Here is a 20,704-nt window from a genome sequence, read left to right on the forward strand (position 1 = left end):
AGTTCAGCCCGCTTTTTCCAACAGCTTCTCGAAAGCCCTCCGCCTTATAAACAAATCTAAATATCTCTTCAACGATCACGCCCGAATATTGAAGGTTCCGCTTCCAATCATAAATATCAGCAACAAACTGTAACTCAGCCTTTTCAAAAATAGATAGTGAAAGCTTGTATCATATTCCCTTGTTGTCTCTCATAGACTAGTGACAAAAGGAGTAGGGAGGATGGATTTATGTTATTCGGTCTTCCGATTTGGGTCTTTCTGTGCATTGTTTTTATATTCATAAGCGGGTATATGGCCGTCCGCGCCATGAGAGCGGAGCACAGCCTTGAGCAGGAGTATATTGAGAGAGAAGGTCAGGTGTATTTGAAACGAATGGAACAAGAGAAAGAGCGCAGGGGAAAAAGGGATGCAATGATGTCAGAATAAAAGCCAGGTGAATTACTCACCTGGCTTTTCTCATGATTATTCTTCAGAAGTTTCATCGTCAGAGCTGTTTTCCTCTGTGTCTGTTCCTTCACCTGCAGGAGCCTCTTCTTTATCAAAGAGTCCTTCGAATTCTTCCAGCTTCACGTCAATTTCAGAGTTCTGCATCAGCTCATCCATTTTCTTCTGAAGCTCAGCCTGATCAACTTTCTGGCTGGTTAAAGTACGTTTAATTTCAGCTTTTTTATCTTCGTATGGTTCGATATCTTCTTTTTCACGCTTATCGGTAACTTTGATGATATGGTAGCCAAATTGAGATTGTACAGGTTCACTAACAGAACCAGGCTCTAATTCATAAGCTTTATTTTCGAATTCTGCAACCATTTCTCCTGGTCCGAACCAACCAAGCTTCCCGCCTTGTTGTGCAGAACCATCGGAAGAATATTCAGCTGCAAGTTCAGCGAAATCTTCTCCATTATCGATCTTTTCTTTGACTTCATTCGCTGTTTCTTCATCAGAAACGAGAATGTGACTTGCTTGAACTTCTGTCTTCATACGATCATAATAGTTTTTCATTTCTTCTTCTGAAATTTCAATTCCTTCAGAAGCTGCTTTTTCCTGTAATAAACTCATACGGACAGTTTCCTTGAAAGCCTCTTCATCTTCGAACCCGTTCTGTTGAAGAATGTTTTCGAAATTATCACCGTATTGTTCTTTGATTGTTTCTAGTTCTTTGTTAACTTCGTCATCGGAAACCTCATAATTGTTAGCAAGCACTTCCTGCATCACTAAAGTTTGTAGGACCTGCTCTCCATATTGAGACTTCAACTCTTCATAAAATTCTTCTTTCGTTACTTCCCCACCGCTCGTTTCTACAACAGTTTCTGATTCATCTGCGTTGGATGAACAAGCGGACAAGGTGAACACGCTCGCTGCCAATGCAGCTGTAATGACTATTTTTTTCATAATCCTGACACTCCTAAACCTTATTGTGAATTTCGTGACGTAGAGAATTGCTCACAGCCTATGAGTAAATATAACATATTCCATAGTCAATGTTCTATACTGTGTTGTGAAAATATAACAATTAGAGAAAGACATAGAAAAAACAGGCCGCTTCCGGCCTGTTTTAAAGTGTATTTAGCACTTCCACATAAGAAGAGATCAGTAATATAGTTATCAATACGTTTATTGTGCGGAACACACGTGTTTGTTTTTCGTTCGACATCTTCGTTTTTGTGCATAAGGAATGTGTGAGTGAGTTAAACACGAATAAAATGACGAGCGCGTACAAGCTGAATCCAAATGACATGTCGGTACCTCCTTTATTCCCTATGAAACTACTCTATCAAAGTTTGGATGGATTGAACAGAAAAAAACAGGTCCGATTTCCTGGTGAACCTAAAAAACTTTCCTACAGAAAATGAAAAAAGCAACGTTCCCAGGTAAGGACGCTGCTCTTTTATGCTTTTGGTTGATGAATTAAAATATCGTAGCCTTCTTTCGCATTTTCAATCAAGCATTTTTTCGGTGCTTTTGCGAAATAATTTAAATAAAGATAATCAGAAAAGGATAAACCAATATTTACAGATGCAAAGAGTACAAGATAAGCAAAATAATGAGGGAAAACATATCCCATGATGAGTGCAGGAACCGTAATCAAAAACGTAGGTGCCAGGGCCATCATGATTGAGGTTTTCTTTGATAATCTTGTTTTGCACTGATAGGTGAAAGTTGGTACAAATCGTTTCCTGAACCTAAACTTCACACGCAGCCGTTTATAGCTTAGCATTAAGGGAAGCATGTGCATAAGACGATGCATAGCCGGTAAGAAAAACAGAATGACAACTAAAGGCAGAAAGCCGTGATCATTCATTTCGTGTGTACCATGAATCATGGAGTACGGCAGATATAGAATTAAGAATGAAAGTAGACCTGTTAGAAATGACATCAGATATACACGGTTTAGACCGAATTCTTTATTGATGTTTACTGATTTCCAGCAGTTCATCATAAGAATCCCCCCTTACAACAAAAAATACTGTGAATTTATTATGAATATCGATATGATAGTAGTACGTTTTATGTCTCTTTTGATTGGCACAAGACGAATAATAGTATGTTTGGAGAGAAAAAGCAATAGGTTTTTTGTAAAAAAAAAACTTGCTTTTTATTCGGTCGATTTAAGACCTTTTAAACCTTGATGTGCCAAGGGTGGCAGCAGGTCGTGGAGGGAGTATGTTGGAGAATGAAAATCGATGCGACACCTTTGCATTCCATTTGAATTTGTTACTTGATGTCGAAGAAATGAGGAAATACCCATTTACGAAACTGGTCATCGAGAAAAGTTTAACAGAAAAAGAATATATGGAAACACTCAGGCTGTTGGAGCTGTTACAGAATCGTTATGATGAGGACGTAGAAAATGGTTTGCTGGACTATTCCAGTCTCATGATACATTTTGCGGGAATGCTCTGTCATAAATTACCGATTGCAGAGACGCTGGATGCTCTTGAGAAAGAAGGGCTGTTTCCTAAATTAGTGAAGAAGCTCATATGTCTTCATAATAAATAGCACCCTTTCCAGTATCTACTGGAAAGGGTGCTATTTTGATGGTATTTGTTTATGAAGACTTGGATTTTTTCTTGTAATCCTCGATATCCGTCGGTTGTTGTACGATCGCATCTTCTTCGATGCTTTCTAAGGAACGCTCAAGGATTTCTATATATTCGTCCCCGTAAATCTCCTTAATCAAAGCAGACAAATCCAGAAACTCCGGGAGTTTTCCGTACATTTCTGTCATCGGCATAACGCCCCTCAATACAGAATTATCCTCTGGGTTATATTCATTCAATGTCGCTTCCAGGAGTTCAACGCCAGCTTCTGTCAATTCTACATACGTGTTTCTCTTATCGTTTTCCCGCTTAGAAAACTGAAGAAGGCCACGTTCTTCCATTTTTTTAGAAAAGTTGAAGGCGGTGGATACGTGCATGACACCATATTTAGATATTTCTGAAATGCTTGCTCCTTTTAAATGATAAGCAATCCATAAAATGTGGTGTTCATTGATATTCAACTTGAAAGGCTTGATCCATTCCTGCCAGTCTTTCTCAATGGCTTTCCAAAGCGCTTTAGAAAGTTGAGCCATTTTGTGGCTGTAGAAGATAGCTTCTCTTTTTGAGATTTTGTCCTTCATTTACCTCACCCTCTTAAGGTATTTTTTTTAAACCATTCTATCCTCAAAGGCTATTAGTTTCTATAAGTTATCCCACTTATAATCATATAAAATTTTAGTAAATTATCAAGATATAATGTGCTGAAAAAATAATTTACATGCAGAACTGTTGAAAAAACAACTCTGCATGTAACGGGGAGGGGCTATTCTGCAGGAGGGGCCATAGGGTTTAATTCTTTAAATGCTTCCGCAATCCATTCATGGAAACTGATCATATTCTCAATATTTCGGTAGAGCTGGTCAGCCTGTTTCATTTCTTCTTCAGTTTCATAGGACTGGATACTTGATTCTAAATTCTGTTCGATTCTCTCTAATGTATCCTTTTGCCCGTTCGCAGCTGTCTGCCATTTTTTAATATAAGAAGACATGAAGTTTCGATATAAGTTTTCATTGGCTTGATAGAGGTCTTTGCGAACCCCCTTTTTCCAAACTCGTTCGACAAGACCCTGGTCGGACAGTCCCCGTATCCCTGTACTCATCGACGTTTTACTCTTTCCTAGAGCCTCACTCATTTCATCCAACGTCATAGGTCCCTGGTTTAAATAAAGAGTAACAAATAACCGGGCATCAGCCGGGGTAAGTCCAAACATTTCCAATGTTTTAGAGAACTCATGTGTGACTTTTGTATGCATGTCTTCAAGGAAATGGTGGTCTTTTACTACCATAGGATCCTCCTTCGTAAAAAATCTATGTATAAGGTTACTATAATTGGAATTTTTATAAAAATGTCTGAAAGGGCTTAAATATGGAGTATTTAAAAGAAATAAGGAGTATATCACCCTTTAAACTTTGTACAGTTTCAACTGTACATAATTTTTGTTCTTGATTTAATGTATTTATCGTTTGAACTTTCTATTACAAATAGGTTACATTATGTAAGGTGCTTGATTGCGTACGGAAATAAAAAAGATAAATCGTACCATAATAAACAAAAACAGAAGAGGTGAAAGACGTGCCGATCATTCAAGTAGAAAATCTCTCGAAAATATTCGGTAAAAATGCCAAAAAGGCAACCAAATACTTAGATGAGGGTTTAACGAAAGATGAAATCCTCGAAAAAACAGGAAACACTGTGGGAGTAAACCGTGCGTCCTTTGATGTAGAAGAAGGAGAAATCTTTGTCATCATGGGGTTATCAGGAAGTGGTAAATCTACACTTGTCCGGTTAATCAACCGGTTGATTGAACCTACAGAAGGCAGTGTCTTGATTGATGGTCAGGACTTAGCCAAAATGGACAGTAAAAATCTTCGGGAAGTCCGCCGTCAAAAATTGAGCATGGTATTCCAACGTTTCGGTCTGTTTCCGCATCGTACGGTGCTTGAAAATGCAGAATTTGGTTTAGAAGTACAAGGCATCGATAAGAACGAACGTCATGAGAAGGCCAAGAGTTCTTTGGAGATGGTCGGGCTTGGAGGATATATTCACCAATTCCCGGGCCAGTTATCTGGAGGGAATGCAGCAGCGTGTTGGTTTGGCGAGGGCTCTGGCCAACGACCCGGAAGTCCTCTTAATGGATGAAGCATTTTCTGCTTTGGATCCATTGATACGTAAAGAAATGCAGGACGAACTCTTGGAACTGCAGGAGTCCATGAAGAAGACCATTCTATTCATTACCCACGACCTTGATGAGGCTCTGAGAATTGGTGACCGTATTGCTCTAATGAAAGATGGTCGGATCGTACAGATTGGAACACCTGAAGAAATATTAGTGAATCCTGCGAACGACTACGTGGAGAAATTCGTTGAAGATGTAGATCGTTCCAAAGTGTTGACGGCTGAAAATATCATGAAACGACCTGAAACCGTTGATATTCAAAAGCATGGTCCGCGCACGGCTCTTGAACGTATGCGGAAAGAGGGACTTTCAAGCATTTATGTAACAGATGCAAAGAGAAACCTTCATGGTTATGTAACGGCTGATGATGTTTCAGAAGCTGTGAAGCAGGAGGTAGACAACCTTAAAGGGATTCTTCGTACGGATGTACCAAAGGTTGATCCTCAGACGCCTATGCAGGAAATTTTTGATATTATTCACAATTCTCCTGTCCCTGTAGCTGTCATTGAAGATGATAAGTTGAAAGGGGTAATTGTGAGAGGGGCCGTCCTGGCGGCACTAGCTGGAAGTGAGGTGAATTTAAATGGGTTTGATTCCTAAACTGCCTGTAGCTGAAAAGATTGATGCAGCCACAGAGTGGACGACAGACACTTTTGAATTCTTGTTTGATTTTATTAAAAATGATTTTGGCGACTTTATAGAAATTGTAGCTGAAGACTGGTTGATGGGTATTCCTATCTGGTTGTTCATCATTGTAATAGGTGTATTAGCGTTCTTCGCCTCGGGCAAGAAGTTCGGTTTAACGGCATTCTCTGTCATCGGTTTGTGGTTTATTGCAAACCAGGAGCTGTGGGAAGAATTGATGAACACATTTACCCTCGTCATTTTTGCGAGTCTTATTTCTGTGATTATCGGAGTTCCTTTCGGGATTTGGATGGCGAAAAGTAAAGTGGCTGAAAAAATCCTTACCCCGATCCTTGACTTCATGCAGACGATGCCAGCCTTTGTGTATTTGATTCCGGCTGTAGCTTTCTTCAGTATCGGAATGGTTCCGGGGGTTTTCGCATCCGTTATTTTCGCAACCCCACCAACGGTCCGTTTCACGAATCTGGGGATCCGTCAAGTGTCACATGAATTGATTGAAGCCTCCGATTCTTTCGGTACAACGGGTACACAAAAGTTATTTAAAGTGCAGTTGCCGATGGCTAAAAAGACAATCATGGCAGGAATTAACCAAACCGTCATGCTGGCACTATCCATGGTCGTCATCGCTTCCATGATTGGAGCTAAGGGATTGGGGCAAACGGTTATTACAGGTCTTCAAAGAGCAGAAGTCGGTACTGGCTTCGTAGCAGGTCTAGGCATTGTAATCCTTGCCATCATTATTGATCGCTTTACGCAAAACTTGAATACCCAAAGAGGGGAACAATAAAACTTCTAGAAAAAGGTTCATCCTTTTTTCTATAAAAAAAATCTTTTTAGGGGAGAGATTTACATGTTTAATTGGAAACGTTTCGGCATGGTGGCCGGACTATCACTGACTCTTGTAGCTGCAGGTTGCGGCTCTTCGGATGATGAAGGAACGGAATCAAATGGAGATTCATCCAGCAATGATTCTGCTTCTGAAATGAATTACGGAGAAGAGATGGACTATGAAATCACCGGGATCGAAGCAGGGGCTGGAGTTGTCAGTTCTGCCGAAGATGCGGTGAAAGAATACGAAAACCTCAGCGGTTGGGAAGTTTCAACTTCTTCTTCCGGTGCGATGGCTACAGCTTTGGGTGAAGCTATTCAGGATGAAGAACCTATTGTCGTTACAGGCTGGACACCCCACTGGAAATTCGCTAAATATGACTTGAAATACCTAGAGGATCCTAAAGAGGTATTCGGAGGAGAAGAACAAATCAAGACTATGGCCCGCCAAGGTCTTAAAGAAGATAAACCAAATGCATATAAGATCCTGGACCAATTCAGCTGGGAAGCAGCGGATATGGAAGAGGTTATGCTTGAGATTTCTGACGGCGCAAGCCCAGAAGAAGCTGCTAAAAACTGGGTTTCAAACAACCAGGATAAAGTAGAAGCTTGGACTGAAGGGGCAGAAGATGTAGATGGAACAGAAGTAGAGCTGGTTCTTGTGAACTGGGATTCTGAAATTGCTTCTACAAACGTTGTAGCGGAAGTTATGAAAGAAAAAGGCTTTGATGTGACCATAACGCCACTTGATAACGGACCTATGTGGGAGTCCGTAGCTGCGGGGGAAGCAGACGGCATGGTAGCCGCATGGTTGCCAGGGACTCATGGAGATCAGTATGAACAAAACAAAGACAGCTTAGAAGACCTAGGTGCAAACCTTGAAGGTGCAAAAATTGGGCTTGTCGTTCCTGAGTATATGGATGTTGACTCCATTGAAGATTTGGAAGCAGCTGAATAAACAGCATTAAAAAACGTGCAGAGGATTAATCCTCTGCACGTTTTTTGTATAGTTGGGCGGTTAACGGAATATAGATAAGGAAGGACAACCTGAAAAAATCCCGCGCGAGGCGGGATTGATAATTATTGGTGGTTAATAACTTCGTGGCTTGGCTGGGTCGTATGGTCGGATTGTTCAGCCTTGGCTTTTTCTTCAAGGTCTTTCAAACTGGCTTCAATTTGTTCTAAATATTTTTGAATGTTTTTTTGATGGGGCTCAACGGTGCGCTTCCAGCTTTCAATGGAAGTTTTAACATCCTCGGAAAGCTCTTTGATCAGTTCGGCCCCTTCTTTAGAGGTCTGGGTAATTTGATCTTTAAGCTGCAGACCTTCCTCTTTTAAGCTGAGGACCGTATTTTTTAAGTTCTCACTTTTCAGCTTGGCATTTTCTCGGAAATCACGTCCGGAAGAAGGTGTGTTCAGTAACGTATAGGCAGCTCCTGCGACTCCTCCAACTAAGAATCCGAGCGCTAAGGATTTTCCATTCGGCATAACGTCAGTCTCCTTTCAAATCACTCTCTATTTTATATTTTCTCTTAATATGTATGATTGAAACCTTAAAAACATAAAAAATTTCTATATAATCGTAAAGGTAAACCAAAGGCACTACATTCGATGTAGTGCCTTTGGTGTAAGTCAAGGTTCATTCGTTATATAGCATCCTATCTTCAGGATGCCGGTTGAGCTGCTTTGGTAAGATCTGAGCGCCTCAGGACTTTCTGAGCAATAGGATACATAACAGCTACAAACAACACATTGAAAGCTGCTGCCGGTAGAACGACCGTAGCGAACATCAGGCCGAAACTTGCTTCCATAAGTCCGATAATATAAAGGACGACACTTAAAAAGATAGATCCGCTGATCATAGTCCCAATCGCTGCCAAAGCAGGTTGTACGAATTTTTGATGTGATATTTTCTTAGTCAATAGGACAAGCCCGAAAAAGGCAAAAGCTGTCACAGGCTTATCGATGATATTAGCTAGTTGTCCACCGGGCACCGTGGTGGTCATTGCTGAAATGAAGCCTGTAGCAAGGGATAAAAGCAGGACGTATGATGGCTTAGGAAACAAAAGGATTCCGAGAAACATCATAGCAAGCATCATGTCCGGGCGCATTCCAAAAAAGAAAGGGGGCGCGACGGCATGAAGAACGGCACCAATACCAACTAATAAAGATAACATGACTAACACACGAATATTCATTTGAACATCTCTCCTCAACTATTCTAGTCTCATCTGAATTTACATCCCAGACGTGTCCTCGTGACCGTTTGCGAATGCATGGTAGTATTATAGCAGTAAATCCCAAGGGAAATCAATCGATTTACCCAGGGATATGCTGGTTGATTCCACCTGCAATGGATTGTAACTCTTCAGGAGAATAATCGTCCGAGTGGACTTCCCACTTGGCACCAAAGCCGTCACCTTCACCGTACCTTGGGATAAGGTGGATATGTAGGTGAAAAACAGATTGACCAGCCGGTTCTTCATTATTATTCAAGACATTTAATCCAATAGGGGCATAAGTTTGTTTGATCGCGTTGGCGATTTTCGGCACCCTTGCGAAGAGCTTCTCTGCTGTGTCTGGATGAGTATGATAAATATCCTGGCAATGCTGCTTTGGAATAACGAGGGTATGTCCCTTCGTAACTTGACTGATATCAAGAAATGCGTATACCACATCATCTTCATACACTTTTGCTGAAGGGATTTCCCCATCGATAATTTTACAAAATATGCATTCTTCTGCCATATGTGAACACTCCTTTCTGTTTGATAGCATTGTACCATATACGGGTGCTCAAACTCGATGGAGACGGTCAGTGAATAGTGTATCGGATAAGAAAGTATGATAAAATTTGGGCAGGAAATCAATGAAGCGAGGGATACGATGGAACCTTTATTACATATCCAAGACCTCCACGGAGGCTACACTCATAAAAATGTGCTGCATGGAATATCGTTTGACGTTCAACCGAACGAAATCGTCGGCCTTATTGGGCTGAATGGAGCAGGGAAAAGTACCACAATTAAACACGTGATCGGAATGATGCAGGCCAAAAAAGGGAAAGTCGAAATTAATGGAACCTCGTTTGAAGAGAATCCGGAAAAGTATAGACAGCAGCTTGGGTATATCCCTGAAATGCCTATATTATATGACGAGCTCACGTTATATGAACATTTGCACTTAACTGCTATGGCCTACAATGTACCCGAAGATGTATTGAAAAAGAGGCTGCAGCCACTACTCAAGGAGTTTCGCATGGAGAAGAAGCTTAACTGGTTCCCTGTGCATTTCTCTAAAGGAATGCGCCAAAAGGTTATGATTATGTGTGCTTTCTTAATTGAACCGGATCTCTATATCGTAGATGAACCTTTTGTAGGCTTGGACCCTCTCGGCATACAATCCTACCTGCAGTTGATGGAGGACATGAAAGAAAAAGGAGCGGGGATCCTTATGTCCACCCATATCCTCGCTACTGCAGAGAGGTACTGCGATCGTTTTATCATCCTTCATGATGGAGAAATTAGAGCGAAAGGGACACTTGAGGAGTTGCGCACCTCATTTGGTCAGCCGGGAGCCTCCCTTGATGATATATACGTTCAGCTGACAAAGGAAGAGCAACATGATTAATGCCAGGGAGTTATGGAAAAAACGTTTTACTGAACATATGAAAGAAACGAGCCGGTACTTGAAGTATATTTTTAATGAACACATTGGTGTTGCCCTGTTGTTCTTTATCTCAGCGCTCGCTTATACCTACCGTCAATGGCTGCAGGACTTACCGGAAGATTTTCCTACCGTATGGATCATAGCGCTTGCTTTTGGATTTATGGCGGGATACAGTCCTGTTCGAACCCTCCTTAAAGAGCCGGATTTAGTTTTTCTTCTTCCGGGTGAGTATCAATTGGGTGATTATTTCCGTCGCTGTTTATATTACAGTTACGTTGTTCAGCTATATGTCATTTTTCTAATATCTGCAGCCCTTGGTCCTTTGTATTTTGCTTCGTATCCAGAACTTGGCACCCGGCATTACTTAATGATGATCGGTGTAGTTCTAGTTATTAAAAGCTGGAACTTGATGTCCAACTGGTGGATGCTGAAAGAAAGAAACCCAAGAACCCGGCTTATGGACCAGATCATCAAAGCGGTATTGAATCTCACTATTTTTTATTTCCTCGCTGTAGGCGCGTGGATATATGCCAGTATCGTCACGGTGTTCCTTGCAGGTCTAGTTCTTTACACGTACTCCCTTTCCAGACAAAAAGCCGGACTCGCATGGGATTTGCTTGTCGAAAAAGATCAACAGCGAATGAGGACCTTTTACAGGATCGCCAATATGTTTATAGATGTCCCGCATTTGAAAAATACTGTACGGAAGCGTCACGCCCTTGTCAGGTTGATTGTTGACCGAATCCCTTATCGTCAGGAGCAGACGTACGCTTATTTATTTAAAATCACATTCATCCGTAGTAGTGATTATCTTGGTATGTACCTGAGGCTGATCATCATCGGAGGCTTAGCCATTTGGGTAGTCTCCAATTTGTGGGTGAAGGTGGCTTTTGCCATTCTGTTTCTTTACTTAAGCGCTTTTCAGATGATGACTTTGTGGAATCATCATCGCACCATTGCTTGGATGGATCTTTATCCAGTCGGAAAAGATTGGAAAAGGAAGGCGGTTCTCCAATGGTTAAGGCAATTGATGATTGTGCAGACCTTTATTTTCGGGCTCCTTTTTCTCATTCAATGGAACTTTGCCGGGCTTGCCATCGTATGGATAGCCGGGAGTGTTTTCAGCTATCTGTTTATTGCAACTTATGTACAAAAGAAATTAATTTGATGGAAGGAAGACTGCTAGAAACAGTCTTCCTTCTTTTATAGGTACGTACCGAATGACAAAAGGTAGAGAAATCTTTCGGAGGTGAGAAAGGTGGAATTTGAAGAACAAGCCAAGAAAGAGGCGTTAAGATGGAGTGCTTCGTTGGATAAGAGGTCTTCCATCCTCCAACGGACGTCCAAGCGTTTTCAATCCCAAGTGAATGATAAAATACCAGAACGCGTCCATGACATTGTTACAGATAGTATTCGAGCGATGATCGAACTGGCATTGACGACTTCAGAGTATATTCATCCCATTCACGTGCATCCAGACTGGAGTTTTGAAGAAAAAGAAAGACAAGTCCGGGAATTAGTAAAGAAATACAAGCGTACAGCATCTATTGAGGGTGCAGGTACAGGTTTTGGGGGTTTTTGGTTTGGATTGGCTGATTTTCCACTTTTATTAAGCATAAAAATGAAATTTTTATTTGATGCAGCTCAAATTTATGGTTGGAATGTATACTCTTATCAGGAAAGAGTATATCTGCTCCATGTTTTCATGCTGGCTTTCTCAAGTGATCAATCCAGGGGAGAAGTGAAGCGTAAAGTGTTGGGATGGGAGGAGTTGCCTCCTACAGAAAAAAATGTAGACTGGAAGAGATTGCAAATCGAATATCGGGATACCATCGATCTCGTCAAACTATTACAATTGGTCCCTGGTTTCGGAGCCATTGTAGGGTATGTAGCGAACGGTAGGTTACTCGAAAAATTGGGGGAGACGACTGTGCAGACCAGCCGTCTCCGGTTGCTCTAAAGATTTTGGTAACTGATATAAGATTGAAACAATGTTTTAGCGGCATGAGGCAGTGCTTTTTCATCGAAATCGAACTTCGGATGATGATGGGGATAATAATGGTCAGGGATCTGTGCGCCTGTAAAATAAAAGGTCCCTGGCTTATCCAATAAATAATAAGCAAAATCCTCACCGGCCATGACAGGTTCGATTTCTTCAGTCACAAGCGAAGCATCCGCTTTTTGGGCGTTTTGAAGCACAAGTTCTGCTTCTTCTGCATGGTTGACGACAGGCGGATACCCTTTCTCATAGTTGAAATCGTACGTTGCTCCGTTCGTTTCGCATGTTCCTTTGATGACCCTTTCCATTTCCTCTATGATCAAATCCTGGACCTCAGAATCAAAGGTTCTTACCGTACCAGTCAAGGTGGCAGAATCTGCGATAACATTGAACGTGGTACCTGATTCGAAGGTTCCTACTGTCAGAACGGCCGTTTTTAATGGGTCAATCCGGCGGCTGACAATTTGCTGCAGGGAAGAGACGAGCTGGGATGCGATCACAATGGCATCTTTCGTTTGGTGAGGTTGGGCTCCATGGCCGCCTTTCCCCTGGACTTTAATTTCGAAGCGGTCAGCTCCTGCCATGAATGGACCTTTGGCAGTTTGAATAACACCGGTGGGTGCATTCACCCATAAATGGGTGCCGAACACAGCATCTACATGATCAAGGGCACCGGATTCTACAATCGGTTTTGCTCCCCCAGGTGCATATTCTTCGGCATGCTGATGAAGGAAGACCACTGTACCCGGGATTTCTTCTTGATAGGGCACCAATGCATGGGCCAAACCTAACAGGGCAGCTGTATGACCGTCATGACCGCAGGCGTGCATGGCTCCTTCATTTTTTGATTTGTAAGGAACGTCATTTTCCTCCTGAATAGGAAGAGCGTCAAAATCTGCTCTTAGAGCAACGGTCTTCCCGGGCTTTCCCCCCTCTAACGTAGCGATCACTCCATTCCCTCCGACGTTTTCTTCGTAGGGAACCCCGAGCTTCTCATATGTATTTCCAATGAATTGAGCGGTTTTCTCTTCCTTGAAAGAAACTTCAGGGTATTGGTGCAGGTGGCGGCGATTCTCCACCATTGACTCATATTGTTCATCGATTGCTTGAAATACGTGTTCCCACATATGCTGCGCCTCCTAGGTTTTGATTTCAGGTTCCGACACTATTTGTTAAATTGTAATACACATTCAGAATATTCTCAAACCACTTAAAGAAGCAAATGAAAAGCCCTCTGTCCTAGACAGAGGGCTGAGTATTAATTTTGTAAACGTGAATCCTGAAGTAAGCGGCCAATCTCTTCCATATGACCAGTCTCATCGGCAATCATATCATCCAATTTGACAGATAATTCGGTAAGGCCGAGTTCTTCCGCTTGTGTTTTACGCTCTTCATAACGCAGAATGGTTTGTCGTTCAGCTTCCCTTGCTTCTTCAAGCATCGGTCTCACTTCAGCCAGCTGTTTAACTTCTGCGGGAGTTGTTGTAGGCGTACCACCAAGTGTACTGATTTTTTCTGCTAAATAGAGGGCGTGCCCTTGTTCATCCGCCACTTCACTTTCAAAGAATGGCTTCAGCACAGAGCGGTAAAGCCCGGTAACTACAGCGGCATTATAAGTGTACATAATTGAAGCAGCATATTCATGCGCCAGGTCTTCATTAAGACCATCAATTAAGTTCTGCATTTTTTGATCCATCCAACAACATCCTTTCAAGATAGGTTCTAATATATGTATTCCCATCACTTTTCCCTTTAAACATAACTCCGCCCAGAGACGGAGATAACTCCATCCTCTAGAATGTTTAACGAACCTGTCTTGTTTTATACAATGAGATTATTCAATGATTGGAAATAAATATGACATTGATGATGGCTAAGAAAAGGGATAAAAAGACGTTTGTCGAATTTTATATATTCGGAAGGTCAAAAAAGGGTGAGTGTGATGCGTATTAAGTTTTCTCAAATTGTTACAGCCATATTATTAGTGGGTTTAGGGACTATTCTTCTTTTGTCGAATTTGAATATTATTTCCCTGGAAATGACTTGGACGTGGATGAACTTATATCCAGTTATCCTGCTGGTCCTCGGCTTAAAACTGTGGTGGGATTCGCTTTTTAACAAGAAAGGAAGCTGGATTGCAGGTTCCTTTCTAACGATCTTCAGTACTCTATTATTATTGGATCGATGGGGAATTTTCTCATACGGGTTCGGAGATATATGGGAGCTTTGGCCGCTCTTGTTTATATATTTCGGTTTCAGTCTGTTTTTAGGGAAGAATAAGCCAAGGGTGAATATTGATTATGATTCTAACCAGTCCTACACTAAAGACAAAAAATCGAAACATCTGGTGGTGGGTGATCATACTTTCAATGAAGAAAATTGGGTAGTGGAACCGATGGAATTACGAAATGGTGTCGGTGATTATCGCTTTGATTTCACCAAGACTTTTATACCGGATGGAGATACACCCATAACGGTCCGCGGGTGGGTGGGTGATGTAAATATGCTGATTCCTGAGCATGTGGATTTTCGTGTAGATGCTAAGGTGAAAACAGGTGACATCCGGGTAGCCGGTCAGCAGGCGGATGGAATGAATAGAACGGTGGAGTATGAGACGGAGGACTATTCCATAGCAACACGCAGACTGACCATCGGTGTGGACCTTAAAGTGGGTTCCATCCGAATTGAACAAGTGTGAGAGGGGGGGTAACGTGTTAAAGCAATTGAACAGTATCCGTTATATGTACATTCGTTCCCACCTCTATGGTTTAATCTTAAATACGTTCATCCTCCTCAGTCTTTTGTTATCCCTCTATGTATGGTTTGAACCGGACTGGCTGAAGGCTGGAGCAATCTTATGTTTTATGCTGATGTATATCGTTATCGGCTTCTTCATGTCTTTGTATACCGGATTCAGGTCGAGTGGAGATTTTAAACATCGCCTGGACTACATATCAATGATGATCACCCAGCTTTCCCGTGGGAATTTCCGAAAAAGAATTCACTTTAATGAGCATGATGAAATTGCTGCTGTTGGAGATGAATTAAATGAACTGGGGGAAAAGCTCGAACAGCAGAAAGATTCCTTAGTGAAGCTTGCTGATGAAAAAAGTGAGCTTGCCCGAACGGCTCACAAAGCAGCTACGATTGAAGAAAGACAACGGCTCGCACGTGACCTGCATGATGCAGTCAGTCAGCAGTTGTTTGCTTTAACGATGATGGCCCAGGCGACAGAAAAAGTTTTTGACCGCCACCCGGAAAAAGCAAAAGAACAGCTTACGGAAATGACTCTGATGGCCCTGCAGGCTCAGACAGAAATGCGGGCGCTTCTCTTGCATTTACGGCCGGTTCATTTATCGGGGGAACCTTTGACCGAAGGGATTAAACAGCTCATAGATGAGCTACGTCAAAAATGCCGGATCGAATTTGATGTAGACCTGGAAGATTTGGGGGCGCTGCCGGCGTCGGTGGAAGAACAGTTATTCAGAGTCGTACAGGAGGCTCTTTCGAACATTTTAAGACATGCGAATGCTTCAGGAGTGAGAGTCGAAGCTACGAAAGGCAGCGGAGAAATATTTATACATATTGCGGATAACGGAGTCGGTTTTGACACAGCCGTAAAAGATGGGAACAAAGCTTCTTATGGTTTGAAAACCATGCGTGAACGTTGTGAAGAAATTGGGGGGACCTACTCTTTACGTTCGAGAAAAGGGGAAGGGACGCATATTGATGTGCGGGTACCTATCTCCACTCAGGGGAAAGGGGAAGAACTATGATTCGTGTAGTGGTAGTCGACGATCATGATGTCGTCCGTAAAGGCGTCATCGCTTACCTCAGTACAGAAGAAGATTTGGATATCGTAGGGGAAGCAGGCAGTGGAGAGCAAGGGGCAGCGCTCGTCAAAGAAGAAAAACCGGATGTTGTATTAATGGATTTGATCATGGAAAACGGGGATGGGATCCAGGCGACCGAAGAGATTATGAAAACAGAATCATGCAAAATCATAATTTTGACCAGTTACTATGATGATGAAAAAGTTTTTCCTGCTCTTGAAGCAGGGGCCTTCAGTTACATGCTGAAAACCTCTTCCGCAGATGAAATTGCCGACGCCATACGAAAAGCAGCTGACGGGCAGAATGTTATTGAACCTAAAGTGGCGACCAAAATGATGACCCGCTTCCGTAAAGAACGGAAGCCGCACGAAGAACTTACGAACCGTGAAAGGGAAGTATTAAAGTGCCTTGGTGAAGGAATGACCAATAATGAAATCGGTGAACATTTGTATATAGGTATTAAAACGGTAAAAACTCATGTTAGCAGCATATTAAGTAAGCTGGAAGTCCAGGACAGGACACAGGCGGCAGTATATGCTCACCGGCACGGGTTACTTACGGAAAAATAGGAATTATTTGGACCGCTTGAAGGCGGTCTTTTGTACGTGAACAAGGACGAATTAACGACCTCTCACTACATAGTGAAGAAACGGTGAACTCATATGAAACTACTTTGTTTTCAAGAGGATACCTTGTATAATGTCATGAGAGAGAGGTAGAAAGGATATAGAAATATGAAGAAAAATATGGAAGAAGCGTTATTCCTGCTATGGGCCGTCTCATTGGTTGCTACGGTGGGAAGTTTGTTTTTTTCTGAAGTTCTGGGGTATGCCCCATGTGAATTGTGCTGGTACCAGAGAATTCTCATGTACCCGCTCGTCCTTATCTACGGGACTGCTTTATGGAAGAAAAACTGGGAGATTGCCTTCCCAGGGATCATTATGAGCGGAATTGGTATGCTGGTCTCCATCTACCATTATATGCTGCAGAAGATTCCAGCACTCTCAGCGTCAGATGCTTGTGGTCTTGTGCCATGTAATGCTCAATACATGAATGCCTTCGGTTTTGTTACCATACCATTCCTGGCAGGCACGGCTTTCATCATCATTTTTATTGTGCACTTATTTGTCGTTGTAAAGAAAGGAAGGAACCATGTATGAAAAAAGGGATGATTATTTTTGCAAGTGCTCTTGTAGTACTTGTCGTCGTTCTTGTGTTTGTAGTGAACTATCAGAATTCGCAAAAAACAGCTGACAATCCGTATGGGAAAGAAAATTTGGATCAAGCGACTATTGATCAATTGGATGATTCAAACTATCAAAATCAAATTCAACCAGATGCTCTTGAAGAAGAAATCCAATCAGGAGATCCGACAACGGTTTATTTCTATGATCCGAAATGCGTTCACTGTCAGCGGACGACACCTCGGATGATGCCGATTGTGAATGAATATGATCTCGATGTTAAAAAGATGAACGTACTGGAATTCAGAGATCAAATGTCCAAGTATGAAATACAAGGAACACCAACACTGATACATTTTGAAGACGGAGAAGAACAGGCGCGTATTACAGGGGAACAATCGGTTAGTGGGCTTGATGATTTTTTCCAAAAGGAAGTCATGGACAGTGAGAGCGAACAAGAACAGGAATAAAAAAAGTGAGCGGGTGCCCGCTCACTTTTCCTATGCTACTCCTCTAATTCGATCATCTGGTATTTTGTAATGTACGCATCACCATCGATGAACGACGGTTTCTTCTGATGGTTGGGACCGGACTTCTTGTGGGCCTCATCAAAAGACTTGGAATTCTTCCAGTCTTCGAAGTCTTGTTCACTGCGCCATTGAGTAAAGACGACATAAGTGTTGCCTTTTAAAGGACGGAGGATGCGGATCGCTTGAAATCCTTCACGGTTTTCAACATTTCCCGCTCTCTTTTTGAAACGGTCTTCAAACACAGGGCGTCCTTCATCACTAACGGGGATATTATTCATCACTACATATCCCGTCGATTTCAACGTTCCAACGTGGTCAACGGTCTCATAATGACGACCTTCTTCAAAGATGGACGTTTCTTCTCCTTCAAGATAAGCGACCGTCTTGTCCTGGTCCTGCATGAAAAACAATGAGGCTTCAGGGTGTTGCTGACTCAGTTTTGATAAGTAATTCAATGTACCATTAGTCATCGATACTTTCATTGCCGATGTCTCCTTTCCTGCGGTATCTTCAGTGTAGCAAGCAGTGTTCCATAGTGGCAAGTTTGAAGGAAAGAACAGAAAGGATGCACGTTACTTGAACATCAAAGAGTTAAAAAAACGATTACCGTCCTGGACAGGGCGGTGGAAATGGCCGGCACTCATTTTTGCGTTCTTCGTATTATTAATTGGAATCAGCTATCTTACTATATTGTTCGGTGGACGATTCGTCGTCAGTGAAGAGGATTTGATCCTTGATGAGATGACGACCGTTGAAACAGCTGAAGGTGAGGTCATTGAACGGATTTACACGAAAAACAGAAAAAATATATCCATAGAGGATGTCCCTGAACATGTGCAGGATGCTTTTATCAGCATTGAAGACGGCCGTTTCAGGGAGCATTCCGGAGTGGATTTCAAAGGAATTATGAGGGCGGTCTACAAAGATATTATGGCTATGAAGAAGGTGGAAGGTGCCAGTACCATCACTCAGCAGTTGGCCAAAAACCTGTTCTTATCCAATGAAAAAACATGGATGAGAAAAACGAAAGAGGTAATGGCCGCCCTTTATTTGGAGCGCAATTACTCGAAGGATGAAATATTGGAACTTTACTTGAACCGGATCTACTTTGGGGAAGGGACGTATGGAATTGAGACTGCATCCCGGCATTATTTTCAAAAGTCTGCAGCAGAGCTAACCGTTGCCCAGGGGGCTCTGCTGGCAGGGCTGCCCAAAGCTCCGAATACGTATTCTCCCTTTGAAAATCCTGATAAAGCCATTCAAAGACGAAATGTGGTTTTAGCCAGAATGTATGAGACTGGAACGATCGAGGCACAGGTCTTGAAACAGATGCAGGGATCGACACTCTCCGTAGAGCCTTCTGAAGATGAGGCAGAGACATGGTCCAACAGCTATGTCGATCTCGTCATTCATGAAGCCGCCGAAAAATACCACATTTCCCGCGATGAGTTAAAAAGGGGCGGCTATCGAATAATCGTCGAAATGGATGCTTCCATTCAAAAAATCGCGGCAGAAGAAATGAAAAGTGGTGAGTTCGTTCCCGGGGCCTCTGGAGAGACAGAGGGTGCCTTTTCGCTAATGGATCATTCTACCGGTGCATTGGTCGCGGTTGTTGGCGGCCGTGATTTTAAACATGGCGGTTTCAACAGAGTACGTGCTCCTCTTGCTCCTGCTTCTGTGATTAAACCGTTCGCGGTATACGGTCCGGCGATGATGACAGGGAATTATGATCCTTACACCCTTTTATCAGATGAGAAGCAAACCTTCGGGTCCAGTGATTATGCACCTAGTAATCATGATGGTCGCTATGATGGGGAAGTATCGTTGTATCAGGCTCTTACTGAATCTAAGAACGTCTCTGCTGTATGGCTGCTCGATCAAATTGGCATTCCCTATGCTAAAGGGTACTTGGATAAAGCAGGGTTATCGACAAAGGACAATGGGCTGGCGATTGCGCTGGGGGGATTGTCTGACGGATATACTTCCCTTCAAGTGACGGAAGCCTATGGTGCTTTAGCCCAAACAGGTAAAAGAAAAGAAAGTTATACCATCTCAAAAATACTAGACCGTGATGATGATACGATTCATGAACATCAACCGGAAGAAACGGAAGTTTTCAACGCCCAAACGGCTTGGTACTTAACAGAGATTCTGCAGACGACAGTACAGGAAGGAACCGCCAAGGCTGGTGATTACCCTAAATCATTAGCAGGAAAAACAGGGACACATCAGGATCAGCATGTGTGGTTTGCCGGTTATACCCCTGAATATGCAGGCTCCCTTTGGATGGGCTATGATCAAGCAGGGAAAATCAATGGTAGCAGTGTGTATCCGACACGACTGATGAAAGAAATATTAACGAAAGTAAACCGCGAAAAAAACCTTGCTGCTGCATTTGAAAAGCCTGAAGGAGTGGATAGTTTGCCAGAACCTGTGGAACTTCCAGTCCTGACGGATGTCACAGGAAGTATAAACTTATCTGGACTTGCTTCCCTCCGAGGAACAATCCGCTGGTCGGGCCCGTCTGATGAGAGGGTCGTTTACCGTATTTTCAAGGAGGAAAACGGAGAAGATGTTAAGGTCGGTGAAGTGACGGGTAAGAATGAGTTTAAGGTCAGCGCTTTCGGGATCTTTGATCAAACCAGTTACTATGTCATCCCTGTGGACCCACTGACAGGAAAAGAAGGAAAGCCTTCTAATTCTGTGAGCTTGAGCTGGGACTTTTAATAAAACGTACGAAATCATGACAAATGGTCCATTTTTCTATACAGAGGGACAATAAATCGTTATAGTTGTAAGCGG

24 protein-coding genes and 1 pseudogene are annotated in these 20,704 nt (G+C 42.5%); 14 read left to right on the plus strand and 11 right to left on the minus strand.

Annotated features, from left to right (window positions below):
• The first annotated feature begins 228 nt into the window (after positions 1-228).
• Positions 229-426, plus strand: coding sequence for a sporulation YhaL family protein (locus tag ACXADE_RS05505; RefSeq protein ID WP_474979487.1), 198 nt, complete (start codon positions 229-231; stop codon positions 424-426).
• A 36-nt stretch (positions 427-462) separates the two neighbouring features.
• Here the strand turns inward: ACXADE_RS05505 and ACXADE_RS05510 are convergent, their stop codons facing one another.
• The 3 genes from ACXADE_RS05510 to ACXADE_RS05520 all read right to left on the minus strand — a co-directional run bounded on the left by ACXADE_RS05510 (position 463) and on the right by ACXADE_RS05520 (position 2,437).
• Complete coding sequence (locus ACXADE_RS05510) at positions 463-1,389, minus strand: peptidylprolyl isomerase (protein WP_474979488.1); 927 nt, start codon at positions 1,387-1,389, stop codon at positions 463-465.
• 163 nt (positions 1,390-1,552) lie between these two features.
• A complete protein-coding gene (locus ACXADE_RS05515; protein ID WP_474979489.1) occupies positions 1,553-1,735 on the minus strand; it encodes a hypothetical protein in 183 nt (60 codons plus the stop codon).
• 150 nt (positions 1,736-1,885) lie between these two features.
• The gene (locus tag ACXADE_RS05520) at positions 1,886-2,437 is read right to left on the minus strand and encodes a DUF3267 domain-containing protein (protein ID WP_474979490.1); all 552 of its coding nucleotides are present in this window, start codon (positions 2,435-2,437) and stop codon (positions 1,886-1,888) included.
• A gap of 227 nt (positions 2,438-2,664) precedes the next feature.
• On the opposite strand from ACXADE_RS05520, the gene ACXADE_RS05525 reads away from it, so the two are divergent.
• Positions 2,665-2,997, plus strand: coding sequence for a DUF1878 family protein (locus ACXADE_RS05525; RefSeq protein ID WP_474979491.1), 333 nt, complete (start codon positions 2,665-2,667; stop codon positions 2,995-2,997).
• A gap of 49 nt (positions 2,998-3,046) precedes the next feature.
• Here ACXADE_RS05525 and ACXADE_RS05530 read toward each other — a convergent pair whose 3' ends face one another.
• Positions 3,047-3,619, minus strand: coding sequence for an HTH-type transcriptional regulator Hpr (locus tag ACXADE_RS05530; RefSeq protein ID WP_474979492.1), 573 nt, complete (start codon positions 3,617-3,619; stop codon positions 3,047-3,049).
• A gap of 182 nt (positions 3,620-3,801) precedes the next feature.
• Entirely contained in the window at positions 3,802-4,323 is a 522-nt protein-coding gene (locus tag ACXADE_RS05535) for a GbsR/MarR family transcriptional regulator (protein WP_474979493.1), read from the minus strand.
• A gap of 287 nt (positions 4,324-4,610) precedes the next feature.
• Between ACXADE_RS05535 and proV the strand changes: the two are divergent.
• The 3 genes and pseudogenes from proV (at position 4,611) to ACXADE_RS05550 (ending at position 7,645) form a co-directional block, all read left to right on the plus strand.
• Positions 4,611-5,814 (plus strand): annotated as a pseudogene (gene proV, locus ACXADE_RS05540) (glycine betaine/L-proline ABC transporter ATP-binding protein ProV).
• Complete coding sequence (locus ACXADE_RS05545; RefSeq protein WP_474979494.1) at positions 5,798-6,646, plus strand: ABC transporter permease; 849 nt, start codon at positions 5,798-5,800, stop codon at positions 6,644-6,646. The pseudogene proV and the gene ACXADE_RS05545 overlap by 17 nt, the downstream one beginning before the upstream one ends.
• 63 nt (positions 6,647-6,709) lie before the next feature.
• Complete coding sequence (locus ACXADE_RS05550) at positions 6,710-7,645, plus strand: glycine betaine ABC transporter substrate-binding protein (protein WP_474979495.1); 936 nt, start codon at positions 6,710-6,712, stop codon at positions 7,643-7,645.
• Positions 7,646-7,767: 122 nt separating this feature from the next.
• Here the strand turns inward: ACXADE_RS05550 and ACXADE_RS05555 are convergent, their stop codons facing one another.
• The 3 genes from ACXADE_RS05555 to ACXADE_RS05565 form a co-directional block, all read right to left on the minus strand.
• Complete coding sequence (locus tag ACXADE_RS05555) at positions 7,768-8,175, minus strand: YtxH domain-containing protein (protein ID WP_474979496.1); 408 nt, start codon at positions 8,173-8,175, stop codon at positions 7,768-7,770.
• A 176-nt stretch (positions 8,176-8,351) separates the two neighbouring features.
• The gene (locus ACXADE_RS05560) at positions 8,352-8,885 is read right to left on the minus strand and encodes a tryptophan transporter (RefSeq protein WP_474979497.1); all 534 of its coding nucleotides are present in this window, start codon (positions 8,883-8,885) and stop codon (positions 8,352-8,354) included.
• Positions 8,886-9,006: 121 nt separating this feature from the next.
• Positions 9,007-9,435, minus strand: a complete 429-nt coding sequence (locus ACXADE_RS05565; protein WP_474979498.1) for an HIT family protein — start codon at positions 9,433-9,435, stop codon at positions 9,007-9,009.
• 138 nt (positions 9,436-9,573) lie between these two features.
• On the opposite strand from ACXADE_RS05565, the gene ACXADE_RS05570 reads away from it, so the two are divergent.
• The 3 genes from ACXADE_RS05570 (at position 9,574) to ACXADE_RS05580 (ending at position 12,316) form a co-directional block, all read left to right on the plus strand.
• The gene (locus ACXADE_RS05570) at positions 9,574-10,317 is read left to right on the plus strand and encodes an ABC transporter ATP-binding protein (protein ID WP_474982200.1); all 744 of its coding nucleotides are present in this window, start codon (positions 9,574-9,576) and stop codon (positions 10,315-10,317) included.
• Positions 10,310-11,524, plus strand: coding sequence for an ABC transporter permease (locus tag ACXADE_RS05575; protein ID WP_474979499.1), 1,215 nt, complete (start codon positions 10,310-10,312; stop codon positions 11,522-11,524). The genes ACXADE_RS05570 and ACXADE_RS05575 overlap by 8 nt, the downstream gene beginning before the upstream one ends.
• A 90-nt stretch (positions 11,525-11,614) precedes the next feature.
• A complete protein-coding gene (locus ACXADE_RS05580) occupies positions 11,615-12,316 on the plus strand; it encodes an EcsC family protein (RefSeq protein ID WP_474979500.1) in 702 nt (233 codons plus the stop codon).
• On the opposite strand, the gene ACXADE_RS05585 is transcribed toward ACXADE_RS05580, so the two are convergent.
• Complete coding sequence (locus ACXADE_RS05585; protein WP_474979501.1) at positions 12,313-13,482, minus strand: M20 family metallopeptidase; 1,170 nt, start codon at positions 13,480-13,482, stop codon at positions 12,313-12,315. The two genes, ACXADE_RS05580 and ACXADE_RS05585, sit on opposite strands and share 4 nt — an antisense overlap.
• Before the next feature lie 131 nt (positions 13,483-13,613).
• Positions 13,614-14,051 carry a ferritin-like domain-containing protein gene (locus tag ACXADE_RS05590; protein ID WP_474979502.1) on the minus strand — a complete coding sequence of 146 codons (438 nt, stop codon included), beginning with the start codon at positions 14,049-14,051 and terminating at the stop codon, positions 13,614-13,616.
• Positions 14,052-14,297: 246 nt separating this feature from the next.
• On the opposite strand from ACXADE_RS05590, the gene liaF reads away from it, so the two are divergent.
• From liaF to ACXADE_RS05615, 5 genes are all read left to right on the plus strand, one after another.
• Positions 14,298-15,053 (plus strand): cell wall-active antibiotics response protein LiaF, encoded by a 756-nt coding sequence (gene liaF, locus ACXADE_RS05595; protein WP_474979503.1) that lies wholly within the window; start codon positions 14,298-14,300, stop codon positions 15,051-15,053.
• 13 nt (positions 15,054-15,066) lie between these two features.
• Positions 15,067-16,131, plus strand: coding sequence for a sensor histidine kinase (locus ACXADE_RS05600; RefSeq protein WP_474979504.1), 1,065 nt, complete (start codon positions 15,067-15,069; stop codon positions 16,129-16,131).
• Positions 16,128-16,757, plus strand: coding sequence for a response regulator (locus ACXADE_RS05605; protein ID WP_474979505.1), 630 nt, complete (start codon positions 16,128-16,130; stop codon positions 16,755-16,757). The genes ACXADE_RS05600 and ACXADE_RS05605 overlap by 4 nt, the downstream gene beginning before the upstream one ends.
• A gap of 165 nt (positions 16,758-16,922) precedes the next feature.
• Positions 16,923-17,348, plus strand: a complete 426-nt coding sequence (locus ACXADE_RS05610) for a disulfide oxidoreductase (protein ID WP_474979506.1) — start codon at positions 16,923-16,925, stop codon at positions 17,346-17,348.
• Positions 17,345-17,842 carry a thioredoxin family protein gene (locus ACXADE_RS05615; RefSeq protein ID WP_474979507.1) on the plus strand — a complete coding sequence of 166 codons (498 nt, stop codon included), beginning with the start codon at positions 17,345-17,347 and terminating at the stop codon, positions 17,840-17,842. Before ACXADE_RS05610 ends, ACXADE_RS05615 begins: the two co-directional genes overlap by 4 nt.
• A 35-nt stretch (positions 17,843-17,877) precedes the next feature.
• On the opposite strand, the gene ACXADE_RS05620 is transcribed toward ACXADE_RS05615, so the two are convergent.
• Positions 17,878-18,384 carry an antibiotic biosynthesis monooxygenase family protein gene (locus ACXADE_RS05620; protein WP_474979508.1) on the minus strand — a complete coding sequence of 169 codons (507 nt, stop codon included), beginning with the start codon at positions 18,382-18,384 and terminating at the stop codon, positions 17,878-17,880.
• A gap of 94 nt (positions 18,385-18,478) precedes the next feature.
• On the opposite strand from ACXADE_RS05620, the gene ACXADE_RS05625 reads away from it, so the two are divergent.
• Complete coding sequence (locus tag ACXADE_RS05625; RefSeq protein WP_474979509.1) at positions 18,479-20,629, plus strand: transglycosylase domain-containing protein; 2,151 nt, start codon at positions 18,479-18,481, stop codon at positions 20,627-20,629.
• The last annotated feature ends 75 nt before the right edge of the window (positions 20,630-20,704 follow it).

This window comes from Halobacillus sp. ABR2_026, assembly GCF_056158545.1.